At 46.7% G+C, this 17,236-nt stretch carries 19 protein-coding genes and 1 tRNA gene; 9 read left to right on the forward strand and 11 right to left on the reverse strand.

Annotation, left to right across the window (positions count from 1 at the left end):
- Positions 1-10: 10 nt before the first annotated feature.
- The 6 genes from ACQ4MZ_RS29595 to ACQ4MZ_RS29620 form a co-directional block, all read right to left on the reverse strand.
- Entirely contained in the window at positions 11-1,297 is a 1,287-nt protein-coding gene (locus ACQ4MZ_RS29595) for a citrate synthase (protein ID WP_430851338.1), read from the reverse strand.
- A gap of 309 nt (positions 1,298-1,606) precedes the next feature.
- Positions 1,607-2,062 (reverse strand): hypothetical protein, encoded by a 456-nt coding sequence (locus tag ACQ4MZ_RS29600; protein WP_430851340.1) that lies wholly within the window; start codon positions 2,060-2,062, stop codon positions 1,607-1,609.
- 26 nt (positions 2,063-2,088) lie between these two features.
- Complete coding sequence (miaA, locus tag ACQ4MZ_RS29605) at positions 2,089-3,057, reverse strand: tRNA (adenosine(37)-N6)-dimethylallyltransferase MiaA (RefSeq protein ID WP_430851342.1); 969 nt, start codon at positions 3,055-3,057, stop codon at positions 2,089-2,091.
- The gene (locus ACQ4MZ_RS29610; protein ID WP_430851344.1) at positions 3,047-3,829 is read right to left on the reverse strand and encodes a hypothetical protein; all 783 of its coding nucleotides are present in this window, start codon (positions 3,827-3,829) and stop codon (positions 3,047-3,049) included. The genes miaA and ACQ4MZ_RS29610 overlap by 11 nt, the downstream gene beginning before the upstream one ends.
- Positions 3,830-4,062: 233 nt before the next feature.
- Positions 4,063-4,668 (reverse strand): hypothetical protein, encoded by a 606-nt coding sequence (locus ACQ4MZ_RS29615; protein ID WP_430851346.1) that lies wholly within the window; start codon positions 4,666-4,668, stop codon positions 4,063-4,065.
- Between the two features lie 134 nt (positions 4,669-4,802).
- The gene (locus tag ACQ4MZ_RS29620; RefSeq protein WP_430851348.1) at positions 4,803-5,678 is read right to left on the reverse strand and encodes a methylated-DNA--[protein]-cysteine S-methyltransferase; all 876 of its coding nucleotides are present in this window, start codon (positions 5,676-5,678) and stop codon (positions 4,803-4,805) included.
- A gap of 167 nt (positions 5,679-5,845) precedes the next feature.
- Here ACQ4MZ_RS29620 and ACQ4MZ_RS29625 point away from each other — a divergent pair, with 167 nt between their 5' ends.
- A complete protein-coding gene (locus tag ACQ4MZ_RS29625) occupies positions 5,846-6,145 on the forward strand; it encodes a hypothetical protein (RefSeq protein WP_430851350.1) in 300 nt (99 codons plus the stop codon).
- 251 nt (positions 6,146-6,396) lie between these two features.
- On the opposite strand, the gene ACQ4MZ_RS29630 is transcribed toward ACQ4MZ_RS29625, so the two are convergent.
- Entirely contained in the window at positions 6,397-7,380 is a 984-nt protein-coding gene (locus ACQ4MZ_RS29630) for a Gfo/Idh/MocA family protein (RefSeq protein WP_430851352.1), read from the reverse strand.
- A 100-nt stretch (positions 7,381-7,480) separates the two neighbouring features.
- On the opposite strand from ACQ4MZ_RS29630, the gene ACQ4MZ_RS29635 reads away from it, so the two are divergent.
- The 4 genes from ACQ4MZ_RS29635 (at position 7,481) to ACQ4MZ_RS29650 (ending at position 10,256) form a co-directional block, all read left to right on the forward strand.
- Entirely contained in the window at positions 7,481-7,702 is a 222-nt protein-coding gene (locus tag ACQ4MZ_RS29635; protein WP_430851354.1) for a VF530 family DNA-binding protein, read from the forward strand.
- A 46-nt stretch (positions 7,703-7,748) separates the two neighbouring features.
- Entirely contained in the window at positions 7,749-8,624 is an 876-nt protein-coding gene (locus ACQ4MZ_RS29640; protein ID WP_430851356.1) for a DnaJ C-terminal domain-containing protein, read from the forward strand.
- A gap of 7 nt (positions 8,625-8,631) precedes the next feature.
- Positions 8,632-8,931 (forward strand): chaperone modulator CbpM, encoded by a 300-nt coding sequence (locus ACQ4MZ_RS29645; RefSeq protein WP_430851358.1) that lies wholly within the window; start codon positions 8,632-8,634, stop codon positions 8,929-8,931.
- An 89-nt stretch (positions 8,932-9,020) separates the two neighbouring features.
- Complete coding sequence (locus ACQ4MZ_RS29650; protein WP_430851360.1) at positions 9,021-10,256, forward strand: DEAD/DEAH box helicase; 1,236 nt, start codon at positions 9,021-9,023, stop codon at positions 10,254-10,256.
- Between the two features lie 57 nt (positions 10,257-10,313).
- Here ACQ4MZ_RS29650 and ACQ4MZ_RS29655 read toward each other — a convergent pair whose 3' ends face one another.
- Positions 10,314-10,778, reverse strand: coding sequence for a CHRD domain-containing protein (locus tag ACQ4MZ_RS29655; protein WP_430851362.1), 465 nt, complete (start codon positions 10,776-10,778; stop codon positions 10,314-10,316).
- 78 nt (positions 10,779-10,856) lie between these two features.
- Positions 10,857-11,591, reverse strand: coding sequence for a hypothetical protein (locus tag ACQ4MZ_RS29660; protein ID WP_430851364.1), 735 nt, complete (start codon positions 11,589-11,591; stop codon positions 10,857-10,859).
- A 99-nt stretch (positions 11,592-11,690) separates the two neighbouring features.
- Here ACQ4MZ_RS29660 and ACQ4MZ_RS29665 point away from each other — a divergent pair.
- A tRNA-Lys gene (locus ACQ4MZ_RS29665) sits at positions 11,691-11,763 on the forward strand.
- A 226-nt stretch (positions 11,764-11,989) separates the two neighbouring features.
- Entirely contained in the window at positions 11,990-12,808 is an 819-nt protein-coding gene (locus ACQ4MZ_RS29670) for a phage integrase SAM-like domain and Arm DNA-binding domain-containing protein (protein WP_430851366.1), read from the forward strand.
- A gap of 395 nt (positions 12,809-13,203) precedes the next feature.
- Here the strand turns inward: ACQ4MZ_RS29670 and ACQ4MZ_RS29675 are convergent, their stop codons facing one another.
- The gene (locus tag ACQ4MZ_RS29675; RefSeq protein WP_430851368.1) at positions 13,204-13,977 is read right to left on the reverse strand and encodes a class I SAM-dependent methyltransferase; all 774 of its coding nucleotides are present in this window, start codon (positions 13,975-13,977) and stop codon (positions 13,204-13,206) included.
- A 1,095-nt stretch (positions 13,978-15,072) separates the two neighbouring features.
- Between ACQ4MZ_RS29675 and ACQ4MZ_RS29680 the strand changes: the two genes are divergently transcribed.
- Together ACQ4MZ_RS29680 and ACQ4MZ_RS29685 are read left to right on the forward strand one after the other, a co-directional pair.
- Positions 15,073-15,654, forward strand: coding sequence for a Crp/Fnr family transcriptional regulator (locus ACQ4MZ_RS29680; protein ID WP_430851370.1), 582 nt, complete (start codon positions 15,073-15,075; stop codon positions 15,652-15,654).
- Between the two features lie 308 nt (positions 15,655-15,962).
- Positions 15,963-16,586: a hypothetical protein gene (locus tag ACQ4MZ_RS29685; RefSeq protein ID WP_430851372.1), complete on the forward strand. Its 624-nt coding sequence runs from the start codon at positions 15,963-15,965 to the stop codon at positions 16,584-16,586.
- Positions 16,587-16,666: 80 nt separating this feature from the next.
- Here ACQ4MZ_RS29685 and ACQ4MZ_RS29690 read toward each other — a convergent pair whose 3' ends face one another.
- The gene (locus ACQ4MZ_RS29690; protein ID WP_430851374.1) at positions 16,667-17,116 is read right to left on the reverse strand and encodes an Hsp20/alpha crystallin family protein; all 450 of its coding nucleotides are present in this window, start codon (positions 17,114-17,116) and stop codon (positions 16,667-16,669) included.
- Positions 17,117-17,236 lie beyond the last annotated feature (120 nt).

The following is a 17,236-nucleotide window of genomic DNA, read 5'->3' on the forward strand; positions in this document are numbered from 1 at the left end:
TCAGTCATTATTATTTCCGCTCGCTCATCGGAACGAAATCCCGCTTGGGCGCTCCGGTGTAGATCTGACGCGGACGGCCGATCGGCTCTTTGTTCACCCGCATTTCTTTCCATTGTGCGATCCATCCCGGCAGACGGCCGATGGCGAACATCACCGTGAACATATTGGTAGGGATGCCCAACGCGCGGTAAATGATGCCTGAGTAGAAATCCACGTTCGGGTAAAGTTTGCGTTGTACGAAGTAATCGTCTTCCAAAGCCGCTTTTTCGAGTTTCTGGGCGATTTCGAGAACCGGATCGTTGATGCCGAGTTTGTTGAGCACATCATCCGCTGCCTTTTTGATAATGCGTGCCCGCGGGTCGAAGTTTTTGTAAACACGGTGCCCGAAACCGAACAGGCGGAAGCCGCTGCTTTTGTCTTTCGCCATATTAATATACTTCTGCGTATCACCGCCGTCAGCCTTGATCGCTTCCAGCATTTCGATCACCTCCTGGTTGGCACCGCCGTGAAGTGGCCCCCACAATGCGCTGATGCCGGAAGAAATGGATGAGAAAATGTTGGCGTGCGAAGATCCCACCAATCTTACTGTCGAGGTAGAGCAGTTTTGCTCGTGGTCGGCGTGGAGGATAAGCAGTTTATTCAATGCTGCGGAAACAACCGGATCCACATTGTATTTCGCTACGGGCAGCGAGAACATCATGTTCAGGAAGTTCGAGCAGTAGTCGAGTTCGTTTTGCGGGTAATTTACCGGGTGCCCCTGCGATTTTTTGTACGACCAGGTTGCGATCGTAGGCAGTTTTGCGAGCAGGCGGATAATGTGCAATTGCGTTTCTGCTTCCGAATTCTGAGCGTTGGCATCCGGGTAGAAAGCGCTCATCGCGCTCACGAGCGAAGAGAGTACGCCCATTGGGTGCGCATTAACGGGGAAGCCTTCGAAAATCTTGCGCATATCCTCGTTTACGAGCGTATGCGTGCGGATTTCATGTTCAAATTCAGCGAATTGCTTTTCGGTAGGAAGCTCTCCGTAAATGAGCAGGTATGCTACTTCGAGGAAAGAAGATTTTTCGGCCAGGTCCTCGATCGAGTAACCTCTGTAATTCAGTACGCCTTCTTCACCGTCCAGAAATGTAATGGCGCTTTTGGTCGCACCGGTATTCTTGTAACCTGGGTCAATTGTAATATACCCTGTCTGGTCGCGCAATTTGGAAATATCTATCGCCTTTTCCTGCTCACTTCCTTCAATTATCGGGAACTCGTACTTTTTACCATCAAGGGTCAATTCAGCTATTGGGGACATAGAAATAAGAATAAAATTAAAAGGGTTAATGAACAGGCAGGCCAATCGGTCAATTCAACAAAGTTTTTCGTTAACAGCGATTTACTTACCCAACAAGTTAATTTTGTGTTAAATGGCTGCGGGTTTAACCATTTCCCGGTCCGACACAAGCCGCAATATCCTAAAAAACCGCGTACTTTCTATTATTATCCGTGGTTTATTTGTGAAAATTCAAGACAGAAACAATAATATTTCACAATTTGAAGGATTTATAAGAATATTCTATTGTCTCGGGCCCTCCGGACAACAATTTATGGGCTCGCAGCCCCATTATGGGGCTTCTGGGCCACTTTTTCCTCCTGCTAAGGCATCGTTATGCGGCCCTTTGGCGAGTATCCGTTTAATGAGATACCGCAGGTTCAGCCCCGTCAGGATGACCGGCAACAAATGCGCCCCGTAAATGAACGATTTGCCCGTAATCCGGTAGGAAAATGAAGAAAAAGTCACAAACACATACATAAACCAGAACAGCGCAATGCCCGTAAGGACGAGATAGCTGAATATCGCCGTTTTCTTTTGCGTAAATCTGTAAACCAGCTCACAAACAGCCAGCGATACGCCCACCACGAGCATGACGGTGAGCAGCGCCCTTGGGAAATTGCGGATATAATGATGCTTGTACACCAATACTCCGATTTTCCCAATCAGATTCGGATGCGCGAGGAGGTATGCATCCGTTACACTCAGTACCAGCAGCAACAACAGGCTGCTCCATTTGCGATTCATTGTTTAACGACGTTTTTTAGGTTGGTTTACACTGACATATTACCGGCATTGCCGCTTTTAAATTCCCGATAATGCGTAATGATGAATTGGATTTTTTCACTTTCAGGCCATTCGTCGGGTATCCAGTTGATTTTCAGACCATCCTTTTCCATTTTTCTGAAAAAGGTCATCTGCCGTTTGGCGAACCGATGGATTTCGGTTTCGAGCTTGGAATGCATTTCGTCAAAGGTCATTGCGCCTGTAAGGTACAGGGTTACATATTTGTATTCCAAACCGTAGTAGATTAATGAATCGGGTTCAATTCCTTGATTTAAAAGGTTTTGTACTTCTTCTATTAAACCTTGCTTTAACCGGGTGATGAGCCTTTTACTAACGCGGTCCCGTCGGGTTTCGACCGGCGGGTTCAGGCCGAACAGCTGTGCCGGATAGACAAAGGACGCTGCGCCAAAATCTATGTCTGTTTCAGGATGTTCGTTCAGGTAAGCGGCTATTTCCAGTGCGCGGATGAGCCTTTTGCGCGTAGAAATATCCGCTAATGCATGGTAACGGGAGTCGGAGGCGTGAAACCTTGCGGTTAGTTGTTCGGTGGAAAGTAATTCCAGCTCCGCCCTCAGCACTTCATTCACCGGCACCGTATCGTTGGCGTGCCCTTTTAGTAGGGCATAAATGTAGAATCCGGTCCCGCCGCAAACGATCGGAACGCGCCCGTTGGCGAGTATTTGCTGGTATGAATCGGCGAACTCGTGCTGGAAATCGTTTACATTATATTTCTCGCCGGCATCGCGGATGTTGATCAGATGGTAGGGGACTGGGGTTCCATTCACCACGTATTCTTCGAGGTCCTTACCCGTACCGATATCCATTTGCCGGTATACCTGCCGCGAATCTGCGCTAATAATTTCTCCGCCGATCACGTGCGCGACACGGGTAGCCAAATGTGTTTTGCCCGAGGCCGTTGGGCCCAGAATGATTAATAGCGGGGTTTCAGGACTCATTTTTGTTAATTTTAATGTCCCTCACATATTTGATACTGCCCAAATTATACACTGTCAGATACTCGACCGGCGGTCGCCCGTCAGCTTGATAGGTTTGCTCGCGCGTGCGTACGCGACGCATATGTGTCACGTCCACATAGGCCTTGCGCGGGGGCATATTCCCCCTTTCCTCAAATCCCAGCCGTTTATAGCTCCGGCCGTCGGACCATTCAAGATCGGCGTACGTCATAATATCGTCCGGTGATTTGTCACGGATGAATGCGTTCAACAGCTTGTCCAGCGCGCCTACTACGTTTGTGCCCAATAAACTGGCGAACCGGATTAGTTCATGCGACCGGAATGGTTCATCGTTTTGCTCAAAAATGCGGGCGTTGCTGAAAGTAGCGACAGCAACCAGCAGTTCGTCTGCCGATGCATTGAAAAGGAAACCTTCCGGCAATACACGGTAATATCGTTTCGGTAAAAACAAGCCGTACCGGAATTTCGACATCGTACTGCCATTCAAATGGTTGGTTTCCAGGAACTGGGCCGTGGTGGCATTGTCGATTCTCCGTGCCAACGCCAGGCGCGCAGGGATTTTGGTCGATTGGCCCAGCATGGCCGCCAGCCGTGATTGGACGATACTTTTTCGGGACAGCCAGTAATCTTCCCAAATTACTACTGCCGGGATCCCTACGCTGCGAAAGGCTCCCAGGCATTCTTTCAACTGATTCAGCAAGCTTTCATGCCCCTCTTTTTGCCAGGTAGCGAGGCCTACCGGGATCATTTTCATAACCACTTGATCCCCATTGGTTACTTCCAGAACCGGTAATACAAAATCTGGCTGTTCTCCTGTGCTGCATTGAAACGAAATGGATGTCAGCCAGTTGCAAAGCTGTTCTGGAAATGATGTCGGTTCTGCCAATGGGTTGCTTGTCAATGAGCAGGCAAGTTAATGCCGGATTTGATCACAACAAAAAAACGCGCCGGGATGGCGCGTTTGAGATTTGCGTGCATTGCAGAAAATTACTTGCCGCCCAGCCCGAATATGAGGCCGACATTTACACCACCAAATTTCGAAGTGGATTCGAAATCGATGTTATCCACGCTGCCGGTTTCGGAGCTGTGGTTTTTGTTACCAAATACGAAATGGTAGATACCTTCCACCTGAATGCCGAGGTTTCCGAATGCGAACACCACACCCGCTCTCGGCGCGGTACCGAAGTTGCTGTGTTTGGATGATTCCAGCACCGTTTCCCCATTCCATTTAGCTTTGTACTTCGAGAAATACACGCCGGCATCACCACCAATATAAGGGCGGATCGCGCCGTCGGTGAAAAAAAAGTCGAGCGTACCGGTTACCGGGGTGAGCGTTCCTGTCGTGCTTAGCTTTTGCCCGGCAACGTTATAATCACTGCCGTCGGCGTAGATTTTACCGGCGACACCGACAGCAAATTGCGGTGAAGCAAATACCCGGAGGTTCACGCCACCACCAGCTACTGTCTTGGAATCTTCCACGTTGGATTTGGCGATTCCGCCCTGCAACCCGAGCGAGAACTGCGCAAAGCTGGCCGACGTCGCTGTTACGATCAAAGCAAAAACTGCCAGCATTAGGATCAGTTTCTTTTTCATGTTGATGTTTTGATTTTGGTTAATAGTTTGAAAACTGCTCATCCATAATCAGTCCAACACGGAAAAGTTGCATTGTTTGCAGAGTTATTGGGTTGTAATACAGAATGTTGTAATGATAAATTATCTTTATTGTACTATTTCAATATGGTGTGCTCCTGTGCAAAATATTCCTCATCCTGACGGGCTGCCTCCCAACCAATCAATGCCTTTTTACGTAAGCTGCCCCATCGGTACTCGCCCAGAACGCCTTCTTTACGGATCACGCGGTGACAGGGGATGATGTAGGCAATAGGGTTGTCGCCCACGGCCGAACCTACCGCGCGGACGGCTTTCGGATGGCCGATACGCTCTGCGATCTGCTGGTAGGTGGTCACGGCACCCTGCGGAATGCTTAGCAAAGCTTCCCAAACTTTCAACTGAAAGTTGGTGCCCTGTACGAGCAACGGTAACTTTTCAAGCGACTGTTGCGCAGAGTTGAATATGCGCTGTACGTATCCTGCCGTCAGTTGCTGGTCGGGACGGATGGTGGCGTAGTGCCATTTTCGGGCGAGTTCGATGAGTTGAAAGTCACGTGTGGCCTCGTCCACGAACGCCATGGCGCAAATGCCCCTGTCGGTGGCGGCAATGAAACAATCGCCAAAGGGCGTTTCGTGAAACCCGTAGTTGATTACCAATCCTTTGCCGGCACTTTTATATTCCTGGGGAGTAACGCCCTCGATCGAAATAAAATGGTCGTATACACGGCTCTGGCTTGAAAGCCCGGCCGATTCGGCGAGCTCGACCAGGTTGTTCGATTCCCTGATCCGGTCTTTGAGGTACCCCGCAGTAATGTATTGCAGGAACCGCTTCGGACTCACGCCCGCCCATTCCGAAAACATGCGCTGGAAGTGAAACTGGCTGATACTGACCTCGTCGGCCACCTCATTGAGCGTGGGCTGTTCTTTGGCATTGGCCACGATATATTCGATGGCCTTCGCGATTTTGTCGTAATTATAAGTTTGCTGGTCCATTGGATTTTTTAATTTGTTGATACAAATTTGGCTTGTGTAGCCCGGGTAGCCAACCCGAAACTTGCGCACTATCTGCACCAGTCACTAAGCCGGGCTGGGACCGTTTATGACGCAGCTTTATATTCGCATCCGTTTTAAGCCTCAACAGCAGGACATTCATTATAGCCATGAAATTACTTTTTGCCAGCTTTATTACCATACTGATAACCCACAGCGCTCATTCCCAAAACTTCAAAGCGGAGCTCCGAAAGCTTAACAGCCAAATCGAAGCCGCATATAAAAGCCACAAGCTGACCGCCAACGAGTACGCCAAACTGAAAAAGGAGCGCAATGCAATCGAATTGACGATCGACAAAGCGTTGGCCGACGACGTCCTCACACCGGATGAAAAGAACAGGATCCATTCGAAAATCGTCCGCTCGCGGAAACGGCTTTCCAAATACAAGACTAACCGGGAGATCTACTAAAAGCGAAATGGCTCCTGCATTGCGTTGCGGGAGCCATTCGGGAAGAGGGCGTTCCGGAAAGGTTAGTAATCCTTCTTGCCGTCCTTTTTTGCCTTCTTATCGGCTCTTTTTTCTTTCAGGGATTTGGTTGCCTCTTTTTTGGCGCTCCCCTTGTCCAGGTTTTTTCCTTTGGCCATGACTATTGAATTTGAGTACTAAGAATCTTTTAAATAACAGCAATATCCCGTGCATTTGTATTCTGCATCCTAAAATTATTGCTTTTGCGTAATCCGGTCCATGATCAGGTTCGCCCGTGCGCCTGTATCTCCGCTGCTCGGGCTCTTTCCTTCGCCACGCAGTTCTTTCACGATGGATTCGATGAGCGGCTGCTGTACGTGCTGCGGATAAGGAATGTGGAAGACTTCGATACCTTCCGAGGTTTCGACGCGAATGTCAAATTTCTCGAAAAACGAAAAGGTTATGCGGCCCTTGGAGCCGATGATCTGCGTTTCGTCCTCGCGCTGGTCTTTGTCGATGGTGTAGCACCAGCTCCCTTTACCCAACACGCCCGATTCGAATTCAAAATTGGCGACGACAATATCGTCGGCCTCGTACAGGCCCGCCTGGTTGCGTGCGATCCCCGATGCGTGGCGGATAGGCCCGAAAATAAATTCGAGCAGGTCGAACTGGTGCGAAGCCAGGTCGTGGAAATGTCCGCCGCCTGAAATTTCCGGTTTGACGCGCCAGCGAGGCTTTGCATTCGGGCCGACCTCTTCATCATAGGGTTGCCATTGGAGGCAAATATCAATGAAACGAATATCTCCGATTACTTTTTTGTCGATCAATTCTTTTACTTTCAGGAAGTAGTCCAGTGCGCGGCGGTAATAGGCCACAAAAACGGGTACGCCGGTACGCTTGCTTTCGGCGTTGATGCGGTCGCATTCGGCGGCGGTGCGGGCCATGGGTTTTTCGATATAAACGGGCTTCCCCGCTTGCATTGCCTTGAAAGCGAGGCTTTCGTGGGCATCGGGCGGCGTGGCGATGTAAATCGCGTTGATATCAGGGTCGTTGATGAGCGCTTCGGCGTTGTCATACCATTTGGGTACGCCGTGGCGTTCGGCATAGTCTTTGGCCAGCGCGCCATCGCGCCGCATAACGGCTACGAGCGAAGAGTTGGGTACCTTATTGAATGCGGGCCCGCTTTTGACTTCGGTCACATTGCCGCAACCGATAATACCCCATTTTATCTGATCCATCGGACAGGATTTAGGTTTTGAACTAATCAACCTGCATAATAATTATTTAAGAACAGAAATCTACTTTAAAAGACACAGCAACATTTTTCAAATGGTACGTATGGAATCACAACCCAATAACCCGCTGCATGGCAAAACGCTCGAAGTGATTTTGAATGAACTCGTTGATTATTACGGTTGGGAGCAAATGGGTTATTATGTCAATATCAATAGCTTTCAAAACGATCCCAGCGTGAAATCAAGTCTCAAATTTTTGAGAAAAACTCCCTGGGCGAGAAAGAAGGTGGAAGATTTGTACATTAAAATGCTGGCACGAAAGTAGGGGACTGTTTTATAAACCATTATTCACTTCAACAGATTGAATATTTATGGCTTTTGTAGATTATTATAAAATACTCGGACTTGACAAAAATGCTGACGATAAGGCCATTAAGAACGCTTACAGGAAACTGGCGAGAAAATACCATCCTGATCTGAACCCGAACGACAAGGAAGCGCAGAAGAAGTTTCAGGAACTGAACGAAGCGAATGAGGTGCTGAGCGACCCGGAAAAGCGTAAAAAGTACGATAAGTACGGTAAGGATTGGCAACATAGCGAGGAATTCGAACGGGCGCGGCAGGCGCGCAGCCAGGCAGGAGGGCAGGAGGGCCAGTGGTATGGCGGTAGCAGTGAAGGTTTCTCCGATTTCTTCGAATCGATGTTCGGTTCCGGTTTCGGCGGCGGCAGGCAGGCTCGTTTCCGTGGACAGGATTACCAGGCCGAAATCCATCTGAGCCTCCGCGACGCCTATGAAACGCACAAGCAAACCCTGACGGTGAATGGCAAAAACATTCGTATTACCGTGCCGGCAGGCGTTGAAAACGGGCAGACCATCAAGATAGCAGGCCATGGCGGACCTGGAAGCAACGGCGGACCTAACGGAGATTTATACATTACTTTTTCGGTAGGAACCGACGAAAAATTCAGAAGATCAGGCAATGATCTGCATTTGAAAGCAGAGCTGGATCTTTACACGGCAGTGCTGGGCGGCGAGCTGGTGGTGGAGACAATGAGCGGGAAAGTGAAGTTGCCCGTGAAACCGGAGACACAGAATGGCAGTGTGGTACGCCTGAAAGGAAAGGGGTTTCCTGTTTACAAACAAGAGGGCCAGTTCGGTGATCTTTACGTAACTTTCGATGTCAAAATCCCGACCAACCTGACCGATCGCCAGAAGGAATTGTTTACAGAATTGTCTAAATCCTGAAAACGATATGGAAAATGATCAATTGATTGCCATCGAGGTGTTCTGCATGAATTATGATGTGGAATACGAGTTTGTAGAGTCATTGCAGGAACACGATCTGATCGAAACCGTGATTGTCGGTAACAACCGTTTTTTGCAGGTCCCGCAGTTGAACCACATCGAACGCATTATCCGCCTTCACCGCGAGCTCGACATCAATCTGGAAGGGATTGAAGCCATTCAGGGACTGCTTAACCGTATCGAACATCTGGACAGGGAAGTTGCTTCGCTTCGAAACCGCTTGCGGTTTTACGAGCCGGGCCTGTAATAACTCATGCATTGCCGGATAACCGGTTATCTTTGCACTCCCATTAAAACGAAGGGCAGGCCGGCGCCGGTCTGCCCCATTATTTGCTTATGAAATTTGAAGATTACCCCATTGCCGCGGAGATCAAGCGGAGCCTGGAAGCGGCCGGGTTCAAAAAACCGACCGATATTCAGTTTAAAGCCATTCCGGCGGTAATGAAAGGGGAGGATGTGCTGGCGATTGCGCAGACGGGTACCGGCAAGACAGCCGCTTTTGCGATCCCGGTGGTGGATAAACTGCATAAACAAAAGGCTTCGAGCCGGTCGGAGGGAATCAAATGCGTGGTCATGGTGCCTACGCGAGAGCTGGCGATTCAGATTGCCGAGGTGTTTGCAAGCATTTCGCGCCATACCAAAGTGAAAACTTTCAGCGTGTTCGGTGGGGTGGAGCAAGGGCCGCAGATCGCGAAGCTGGAAAAGGGCATTGATATTCTCGTTTCGACGCCTGGCCGGATGTTCGATCTCGTGAGCCAGGGCTACATCAAGCTCGACCGCGTGGATACGCTCATTCTCGACGAAGCCGATCATATGCTCGATCTCGGGTTCATTAAGGATATTCAGGACCTGATCCGGCATTTACCTAAAAGAAGGCAAACGCTTTTTTTCTCGGCTACCATTGATGAAAAGATCAAGAAACTCGCCTATTCACTGGTCAGGAATGCGATCCGGATCCAGATTTCACCTAAAAATCCGGTTGCCAAGAACATCGATCATTCCGTTGCCTTTGTGGCCATGGACGACAAGCGCTTTTTCCTGGAACGCGTGATTCGCCAGAATGCAGATAAAAAGATACTCGTGTTCGTACGCACGAAGGTGCGGGCTGAGCGTGTGTACAAGGCGCTCGAACGTATGGAGATTAAAAGCCTGACCATTCACGGAGACAAAGAGCAAGCCGACCGCCTCACGGCCATGAACGAGTTTAAGAAAGGTAATGTAAAAGTATTGATTGCGACGGATGTGAGTGCGCGTGGAATCGACATCCCGAATGTGGATTACGTGATCAACTACGATTTGCCCGAGCAACCCGAAAATTACGTTCACCGTGTAGGCCGTACCGGTCGCGGGATGCAGAAGGGTATCGCGGTGTCGTTTTGCAGTGAAGAAGAAAAGCCTGTACTCGATCAGATACAGCAATATCTCGACAAGCCCATCGCGGTGGTGAAGTTGACCGCCGAAGATTATGCGGAGACGCTCGAATTCACAGCCGATACCACCGACGACCTTGGAGCGCTGATGCGGGAGATTGAGGAATTCGAATCGAGGCAGAAGAAGAAAGGTAAAAAGTAGGGCATAAAAAAGGCTTTCGGCGATCCCGAAAGCCTTTTTTGTATGGCGAAATGTGGATTACTTTTCGAATTTGTCGACCAGTATCTGTCCGCGGATTTCTCCGTAGTAGTACAGCTCAGTCGGGATATTTACATACATCATACCAGTGATAAGCTGGGTTTGCTGTTCCAGGTTCAGTTTCACCGAGCCTTGCACCTGGTTACCGGCAGGCTTATCAGCAAGTGGGAAAACAATACCGCCAACTTGCCAGGCAGGATTGGCAGCGTGGATGTTCACCGAGGTAGGAGTGATGTTCTGGTAAGTGATGTTGTATTTCAGCTCCATAGTAACCTTGTTGTATTCAAAAACACCAGTTCCCTGCGCGGAAGATGTAGATTTTGGCATCGTGGCGCTACTATTGATGACGGCCGACAGCTTTACAATGTCATCTTTATGAGGCCCCTCTTCTTTACAAGAAGTTACAAAACCTAACATCAAAACTCCTGCGATCAATAGTAAAAAACGTTTCATTGGCTTTTTCATACAGCGTTAATTAAAAAATTTGACTCCTAAATATACATACAAACTCATATGTTGCAAAAATGATACCAACCGGGTCTGTTAAATGTTCCACAGATCGCTTTTACGAATATACACGATCCGATTGTTCCAAATGACCCTGTCCCAATGGTCGACAGACCCAATAATTGTCAGTTTATGGCCTTTCCCAACTTTGTCGACCACACCGGCAGCCGAGGAAGGTTCGTCGCGGAGGAAGGTATTTTCATTCACAATGATGCACGTTTGATAAAGGGAAGGCACATTTAATATTCCCAGCAACGCGAGCAGATAAACGATAATAGAGACTTTGTGAATCTGCAAAATAGGCTCCTTCCTGCGTGTCTTAGTAACCATTATGACAACTATATAGGTGCCCAAAGTTAGGAGCAATATTGGAATGTAATCACCATATTTTCGATAAAATATTATGAAATAGTTGTAATCGTCGAATTCATAGCCACTTAGATTTTGCTCCTTGGCGAGCTTGTCCATTTTTTCAAAAAGATGCCTTGAAGGCTGTACCAGGGCTAATTTGCTGAGAAAAAAAAGGCAATCGGTGTAATTGTTGGTCTTTTCTGCTAAGAAAGCGAGCTTCAAAAGTAATACCTGGCTATTTTTTTCTGTCAGGCTGAAATTTTTTTTGTAGAGCGTTTGCGCCTCCGCATACCTCGCGATAGCGAACAGAGAATCAGCGGTTTTGAGCTCCTTCCGGTTGGCGCAAAAGGCCACATCTGGCACGAAAAAAGCCAGAAACAAAAACGAAAAAAACAGTTTTTTCTTGTAGGGTACTTGCATTATACTTTAAAGAATTCTACTTTTGCATCGCAATTACGGAAAACGCCACGGCTAATCCAAGACTTGCAGAACTTCGAAAGCCCAAAGCAAGTAGAAAATGATTCCGTAGCTCAGCTGGTAGAGCAATACACTTTTAATGTATGGGTCCTGGGTTCGAATCCCAGCGGGATCACTTAAAGCGCCTCAAAAGGCGCTTTTTTTGTTTAAAAACGTCATTTTTTCACTGTTTTCGAAGATAAGCATATCATTCTGATTCATTCCAGATCAAAGCATTCGGTAACCTATTCGGTAACCTGCTTTGCTTGCTAAATTAGGTTACCGAATGGACATGTTTGACAGAGGCGATTTTGACCAAGGTTTCTCAAACATCAATGTTTTTCTAACCTTAAACTGTGAGGATGATGAATTTCAAACAGAACCTGACTGTACTCTTCTGGCTGTACAGACAAAAAGCGAAAGCAGACGGCAAAGCTCCTATTTATGCCAGAATCACAATCGACGGTAAGTACACCGAAATCTCAACTGGCAAGAAAGTGAGCCCGGCATCCTGGGACTCGGATGTCAAGCAGGTTACTGGCTCAGGACTGGAAGTAAAACTGGCGAACCAGAAACTGGCCCAACTGCAAACTGACGTCGAACGGATCTTCAACGGCCTTCAGACTCAGTTCCCTAAGGTGACCCCTGCAATGGTTAAGAATGTCTACCTGGGCAAGCCTGCGATCGAGCAGTCAAAGCTACTAGCCAAGCCCGCCGCAAAGAATGAGCAAACCGTGCTGGAAGTCTTTGATGAGTTTATTGCAAAGTTTGAGAAGCGCGTGGAACGGGAAAATGCTTCGTTTGAGACCTTGAAGCACTGGCGCACCACCAAAAAGAAGGTGGCTGGTTTCATCAAATACCATTTTGATCGCGAGGACATTTACTTTTCTTCTCTTGGTGACACCTTTGCAGATGACCTCTATGATTATTTGACGCTACACGTTGCTAAACCATTGGCTGAGGTAACAGCCCGAAAAGAAGTGAAATGGGTGCGTCAGATCGTCAAAATTGGGGTTAAAAAGAAGTATATCCCTTCCAACCCCACGGAAGGCTTTAAGTGTTCAGGCGGCGACGTAGAAGTAATCCCGCTGGAATTTTGGCAAGTCAATGGCGTTCTTGTGCGGTCGGACCTACAAAACCGGCCGCACCAACGGAATGTCTCGGTCACTGCCAGAAACTAAGATAAGCTTTAACACGCTACTGGTCACTTGCACGGGACATAAATTATCCCATAAATTGAATCTCCTGTTATTAATAAACCCGATGGCTTACTCCTTCATCTACCTAATGCTTCCGATTGAGACGGTAACATCCTAAACTAGACTGAGTGAAAAAATCCCCACAATTTATCGTAAGATCTGAAAGGATGTAAACTCGGCGATCTGAGTCTAACTTGCTTTGCTGACTGGCAATGCTTGTTTCCAATTTAGGCGTTTTCGATCCGATTCTGTTTCGACTTTCGTTTTGGCAAATAAATGGAACTGTGGAATCATGCTTCTGAAGCACACTGCGGTAGCAATTTATATAGCGACAATCGTAGAGGTATAAAGATGGTTGTATCAACACGCAAACCGTATTACGATTGCAAGGGTTTGGTCGCTTTAATAAATATTTGGGAAGTAATGGCGTCGGTTTCTGAATATTTTTGGAGATACGCAATCGCCTTTTTTCGGTATTTTTTCTGTACTGCTGGACTTTCCCAGGTTTTTAGAATTTCGACCTTGAATCCTGCTTGTTCATGTAAACGAACCCATTCAGACATCCTGAGTCTGTTTACATATATTGACCGGTTCCAGGTCATTTTTTTAAACAATTCTTGGCTGTATTGAAGATTATTGAACGTGTCAGGGTTGTTTTCATCAAGTACTAAATGGTCTCTTAAATCAATGTGGTGCAGCGCAACACCGCCAGGTCTTAATAATCTAAAAGTCTCATCAACAGTTACCTTTGGATAACGTAGATGCTCATACACTGTGTGACTCCAGATCAGATCGAATGTTCGCGCATCGAGTGGAATTGTACCACCATCATAAATAATGTAGTCAATTCCTGTTTTTTCTATTATCTGATCGTCTAAATATTTGATTATATCTGCAATTACTGCGCGCGTAGCCCCTTTTTGCAATGCCAATTCCATGAGTTGGTAGGTATGTCCCGGCCCCAACTCGAGAATTGAGCAACCTTTGACATCAGTAACACTATTATAGTCATTGAAGGTGGACTGCAGCGCTTCACTGTTTTGCCCATTTAGGCCAGTTGTATGGTTAATCAGGGAAGATATCTTTTGTACAAAAGGGAATTGAATCAGATGGTTCTTAAGGATTTCGGACAGAATGTGGACGTTTTTCATGCGTTCGAAGTATTGTTTTTTTCAAATAGAAATACCGTGTCGTAGGGAGCTATCTATTATATTTTACCAAATATATGATTCTGACCCTGATAAAAGATGTTTTTTTGCTTTTTTCATCAGGTTTTCTATTTTACGATAACGAGGAACGCAGATATTTTCTGCACTGATGCCCGCTTCGTGACTGCGGTTCCTAACGCTCTGGGATGCTGCAATCGTTGAATGGGTGTTCAATCCGTTCAACGATTCACCAGCTATACTACTAAGCTATACGTTATTTATTTTTGTAATACATCGGGGCAATACGTCGTTGACTACATGATAATCGATCCTCGTGCTGTTGAGAAGCACAAACCATCATTATCATCACTATACACTTCGGTACTTTCAAAATCCATGGATCCCCCTGCCTCGCCTGATGCGTTTGGCAGAGTACTTTTAAAGGCATATTGTTTGTCAATACCGGATCAGACTTGAACTGCAAATCCAAGTTTCTGTTATTCATAACCGATTTCAAAAGCATTACATCATCGCCGTTTTCAGCTTTCGAGCAATAGATTCGAATTCGGTCGAATAATTGTCCTTTGTAAAAAGGTATTCTATTTACCTTGAACAGTGAAAGCATATTGACTTGGAATGTATGCAACATGGTTTCCACCTCCAATTGCATATGAATTTGGATCGCCGTGATAATGTTCCAGAGTAGATTGGGTATTCGTCAAAATACCGCTTGATGATTACGCGTCGCGTCCCATTAGATCATACGAGCCGTCGTCCTGTTCCGGTAACGACTATAGGCGTCCGACCAACCGTGAACTGCGTGCCACGATAAGACCGGCTATTGTCCACCTTCAGGTCAGTGAAATGCGTAGCTGGTAGAGTGACTGGCGTGGGAGGGGCTGCAAAGTCCATCAATGCGTATCTCGGCAAGCCGGAACAGCAATTGCCGGACGCACGGGTAGCAATGGGGAGTGACGATGTACGCAAAATTTGAGTAGCCTCGTAGGGGTTATTGACCGGTATGTTGTTTCTATTGAAAGGTTCCTATATCATAGATGGATGGCGAGTGTAAAACGGAGACAGTAACAATGTAGAACAATGCAAGATTTATTATTTGGCTTTATATCAAGATACGTTTCATTAACAGAGGACGAGAAGAGCGCAGTCCTTTCTTTGGCTATATTCCACTCATTAAAAAAAGGCACAATTTTACTCAGAGAAGGAGAAAAATCTGATGATGGGTACTTTGTTCTTAAAGGCTGTATCCGGACGTACTACATAATAGACGGAGAGGAGAGGACCACCGCTTTCTACACAGAAATGGAAGCATTGACGCCGCATTGTGTGGTCAATAAAGCGCCGTCAGAATATTACGTATCTTGTGTGAACGACACCATTCTGCTAGTTTCAAACCCTGATATAGAAAACGAAATATTTAGCAAGTTTCCGAAGTTTGAAACCCTTTGCAGAATATTGGCAGAGGAATTTTTGGCGAAGCAACAAATTAGTTTTGATGAGTTTAAGACATCTTCGCCCGAACAGCGATATTTGAATCTGTTACAAAAAAGGCCAGATCTGATTCAACGCGTTCCCCAACACCAGCTGGCGAGTTACCTCGGAATAAAACCACAATCATTGAGCAGGCTACGGGCAAGGATAGTAGAAAAAAACAATGATTAAGAGTCATTTTCTCTCAGCACCTGACATTGAGGACGGCCCTGGTCATCATCCGTTTGCCTGGAACGCCCCCGCAAAGCCAACATTAGCGAATTCACAAAACCCCTCCATTAGACTATTACGTTGGCCCTGTGGCGATGCGAATCCATACTTCTCAGACTGTCTGCCGGCTCAATTCAGCAGGTAACTCAGGTTCAAATTCGTATCTTCTTCTTCAATGTCCAGTACGGATTCATTTCTTAACTTAAGTGAACGTATTTAGGCGACGTGCCAAGCTACCTTTGCAGTATCATGCAATAATAAGAGTAAACATGCAAAAGAAAATTTTACGTTCCGCCTTGATTTTAATGATAGCAGGTAGTCTGCAAGTTAAAGCTCAATACTCCCGACAAGACACTACTTACCGAAGGTACTTTATGGGCAGTACTTTATTTATGATTGCTAATCTGATACCTGACAACAATCCGCCTGAAATGATCTATCTGAACTTAGGTTATCGGATTACAGGAAGGGATGTTATTTCTCTTGAATTTAAAACCTGGAAGTATGCCTGGCCAATCGGTATCCCTTTCGGAAAATCATATGAAGCAGAAGGAGAAGGATTTCCAGGTTATATTCGCGAACGCGGAGTTTCACTTAATTACCAAAGATTTCTGTGGAAAGGCCTTTTTGCTCAGGTTGACGTGATGCCTGCTTTTCAGACTTTTGTAAATGACAACGGCAAGAAGATAGATAAGGGCTTTCAAATATTTAACACTTACTCTGTTGGTTATCATATTAAACTTTTCAAGGACGGGCTTTTTATACAACCATCAATAGCTGTTACCCACCGCCCATATCAATCAAAAATGCCCGATTCGTTTAAACAAGTTGACGACAGATGGTCCAGATTCTTCTTCGGGCAGCCGGGTTTGCATTTTGGGTTTAATTTTTAAAATACGGTGATTAGATAAACGATACACCAGGGCGACGTCAATAAAAAAGAGGGCTTGCTCAGCAAACCCTCTTTTTTCTATTAAGCAATCTCAATAAGCCTTGGAGCTTTATGTTTTGCTTGTTCCTGTTTAGGTATGGTCAGATGAAGCAGGCCATTCTCATATCTGGCTGCTATGTGCTCGACGTCGACCACGTCTCTTGGAAGGACAAAGCTTCTCTGGAAAGATTGGTAGCTGAACTCCCTGCGACTGTATCCCTCATGGTCGGACTCTTGCTTCTGTTCTTTCTGAGAACTGATGGTGAGCGTATTGCCATCCAGCTCGACCTTGAAGTCATTTTTGTCCATTCCGGGAGCGGCCATTTCAACTTCGAAATTGTCGCCTGTCTCGCGGATGTTTACCGAAGGCACTGTCGTGCTGGTGGCCGAGTAATTATTGTTACCCCAGTTAAAAAGTTCGCGGCCAAAGAAATCGTCGAACAGCGCCGGGAATGTTGCGGGCAGTAGCCCGTTCCTTTTGATGAGTGACATAATTAACCTCCTTTTTAAAAAGTTGAACAATGAGTAATGAACTTTCGGCCGGCCGTTATCGCCTGCCTGACCACACTGGTTCAAACTGCGTTCCAATCTGGATTTGCCGGAAATTTTTTC

The organism is Dyadobacter sp. BHUBP1 (assembly GCF_050587785.1).
Classification (GTDB): domain Bacteria; phylum Bacteroidota; class Bacteroidia; order Cytophagales; family Spirosomataceae; genus Dyadobacter.

Bases quoted from the DNA above. Each gene is read 5' to 3' on its own strand.
- ACQ4MZ_RS29595 (WP_430851338.1), bottom strand. From the start codon at position 1,297: ATGTCCCCAATAGCTGAATTGACCCTTGATGGTAAAAAGTACGAGTTC.
- ACQ4MZ_RS29600 (WP_430851340.1), bottom strand. From the start codon at position 2,062: ATGAATCGCAAATGGAGCAGCCTGTTGTTGCTGCTGGTACTGAGTGTA.
- miaA (WP_430851342.1), bottom strand. From the start codon at position 3,057: ATGAGTCCTGAAACCCCGCTATTAATCATTCTGGGCCCAACGGCCTCG.
- ACQ4MZ_RS29610 (WP_430851344.1), bottom strand. From the start codon at position 3,829: ATGAAAATGATCCCGGTAGGCCTCGCTACCTGGCAAAAAGAGGGGCAT.
- ACQ4MZ_RS29615 (WP_430851346.1), bottom strand. From the start codon at position 4,668: ATGAAAAAGAAACTGATCCTAATGCTGGCAGTTTTTGCTTTGATCGTA.
- ACQ4MZ_RS29620 (WP_430851348.1), bottom strand. From the start codon at position 5,678: ATGGACCAGCAAACTTATAATTACGACAAAATCGCGAAGGCCATCGAA.
- ACQ4MZ_RS29625 (WP_430851350.1), top strand. From the start codon at position 5,846: ATGAAATTACTTTTTGCCAGCTTTATTACCATACTGATAACCCACAGC.
- ACQ4MZ_RS29630 (WP_430851352.1), bottom strand. From the start codon at position 7,380: ATGGATCAGATAAAATGGGGTATTATCGGTTGCGGCAATGTGACCGAA.
- ACQ4MZ_RS29635 (WP_430851354.1), top strand. From the start codon at position 7,481: ATGGAATCACAACCCAATAACCCGCTGCATGGCAAAACGCTCGAAGTG.
- ACQ4MZ_RS29640 (WP_430851356.1), top strand. From the start codon at position 7,749: ATGGCTTTTGTAGATTATTATAAAATACTCGGACTTGACAAAAATGCT.
- ACQ4MZ_RS29645 (WP_430851358.1), top strand. From the start codon at position 8,632: ATGGAAAATGATCAATTGATTGCCATCGAGGTGTTCTGCATGAATTAT.
- ACQ4MZ_RS29650 (WP_430851360.1), top strand. From the start codon at position 9,021: ATGAAATTTGAAGATTACCCCATTGCCGCGGAGATCAAGCGGAGCCTG.
- ACQ4MZ_RS29655 (WP_430851362.1), bottom strand. From the start codon at position 10,778: ATGAAAAAGCCAATGAAACGTTTTTTACTATTGATCGCAGGAGTTTTG.
- ACQ4MZ_RS29660 (WP_430851364.1), bottom strand. From the start codon at position 11,591: ATGCAAGTACCCTACAAGAAAAAACTGTTTTTTTCGTTTTTGTTTCTG.
- ACQ4MZ_RS29670 (WP_430851366.1), top strand. From the start codon at position 11,990: ATGATGAATTTCAAACAGAACCTGACTGTACTCTTCTGGCTGTACAGA.
- ACQ4MZ_RS29675 (WP_430851368.1), bottom strand. From the start codon at position 13,977: ATGAAAAACGTCCACATTCTGTCCGAAATCCTTAAGAACCATCTGATT.
- ACQ4MZ_RS29680 (WP_430851370.1), top strand. From the start codon at position 15,073: ATGCAAGATTTATTATTTGGCTTTATATCAAGATACGTTTCATTAACA.
- ACQ4MZ_RS29685 (WP_430851372.1), top strand. From the start codon at position 15,963: ATGCAAAAGAAAATTTTACGTTCCGCCTTGATTTTAATGATAGCAGGT.
- ACQ4MZ_RS29690 (WP_430851374.1), bottom strand. From the start codon at position 17,116: ATGTCACTCATCAAAAGGAACGGGCTACTGCCCGCAACATTCCCGGCG.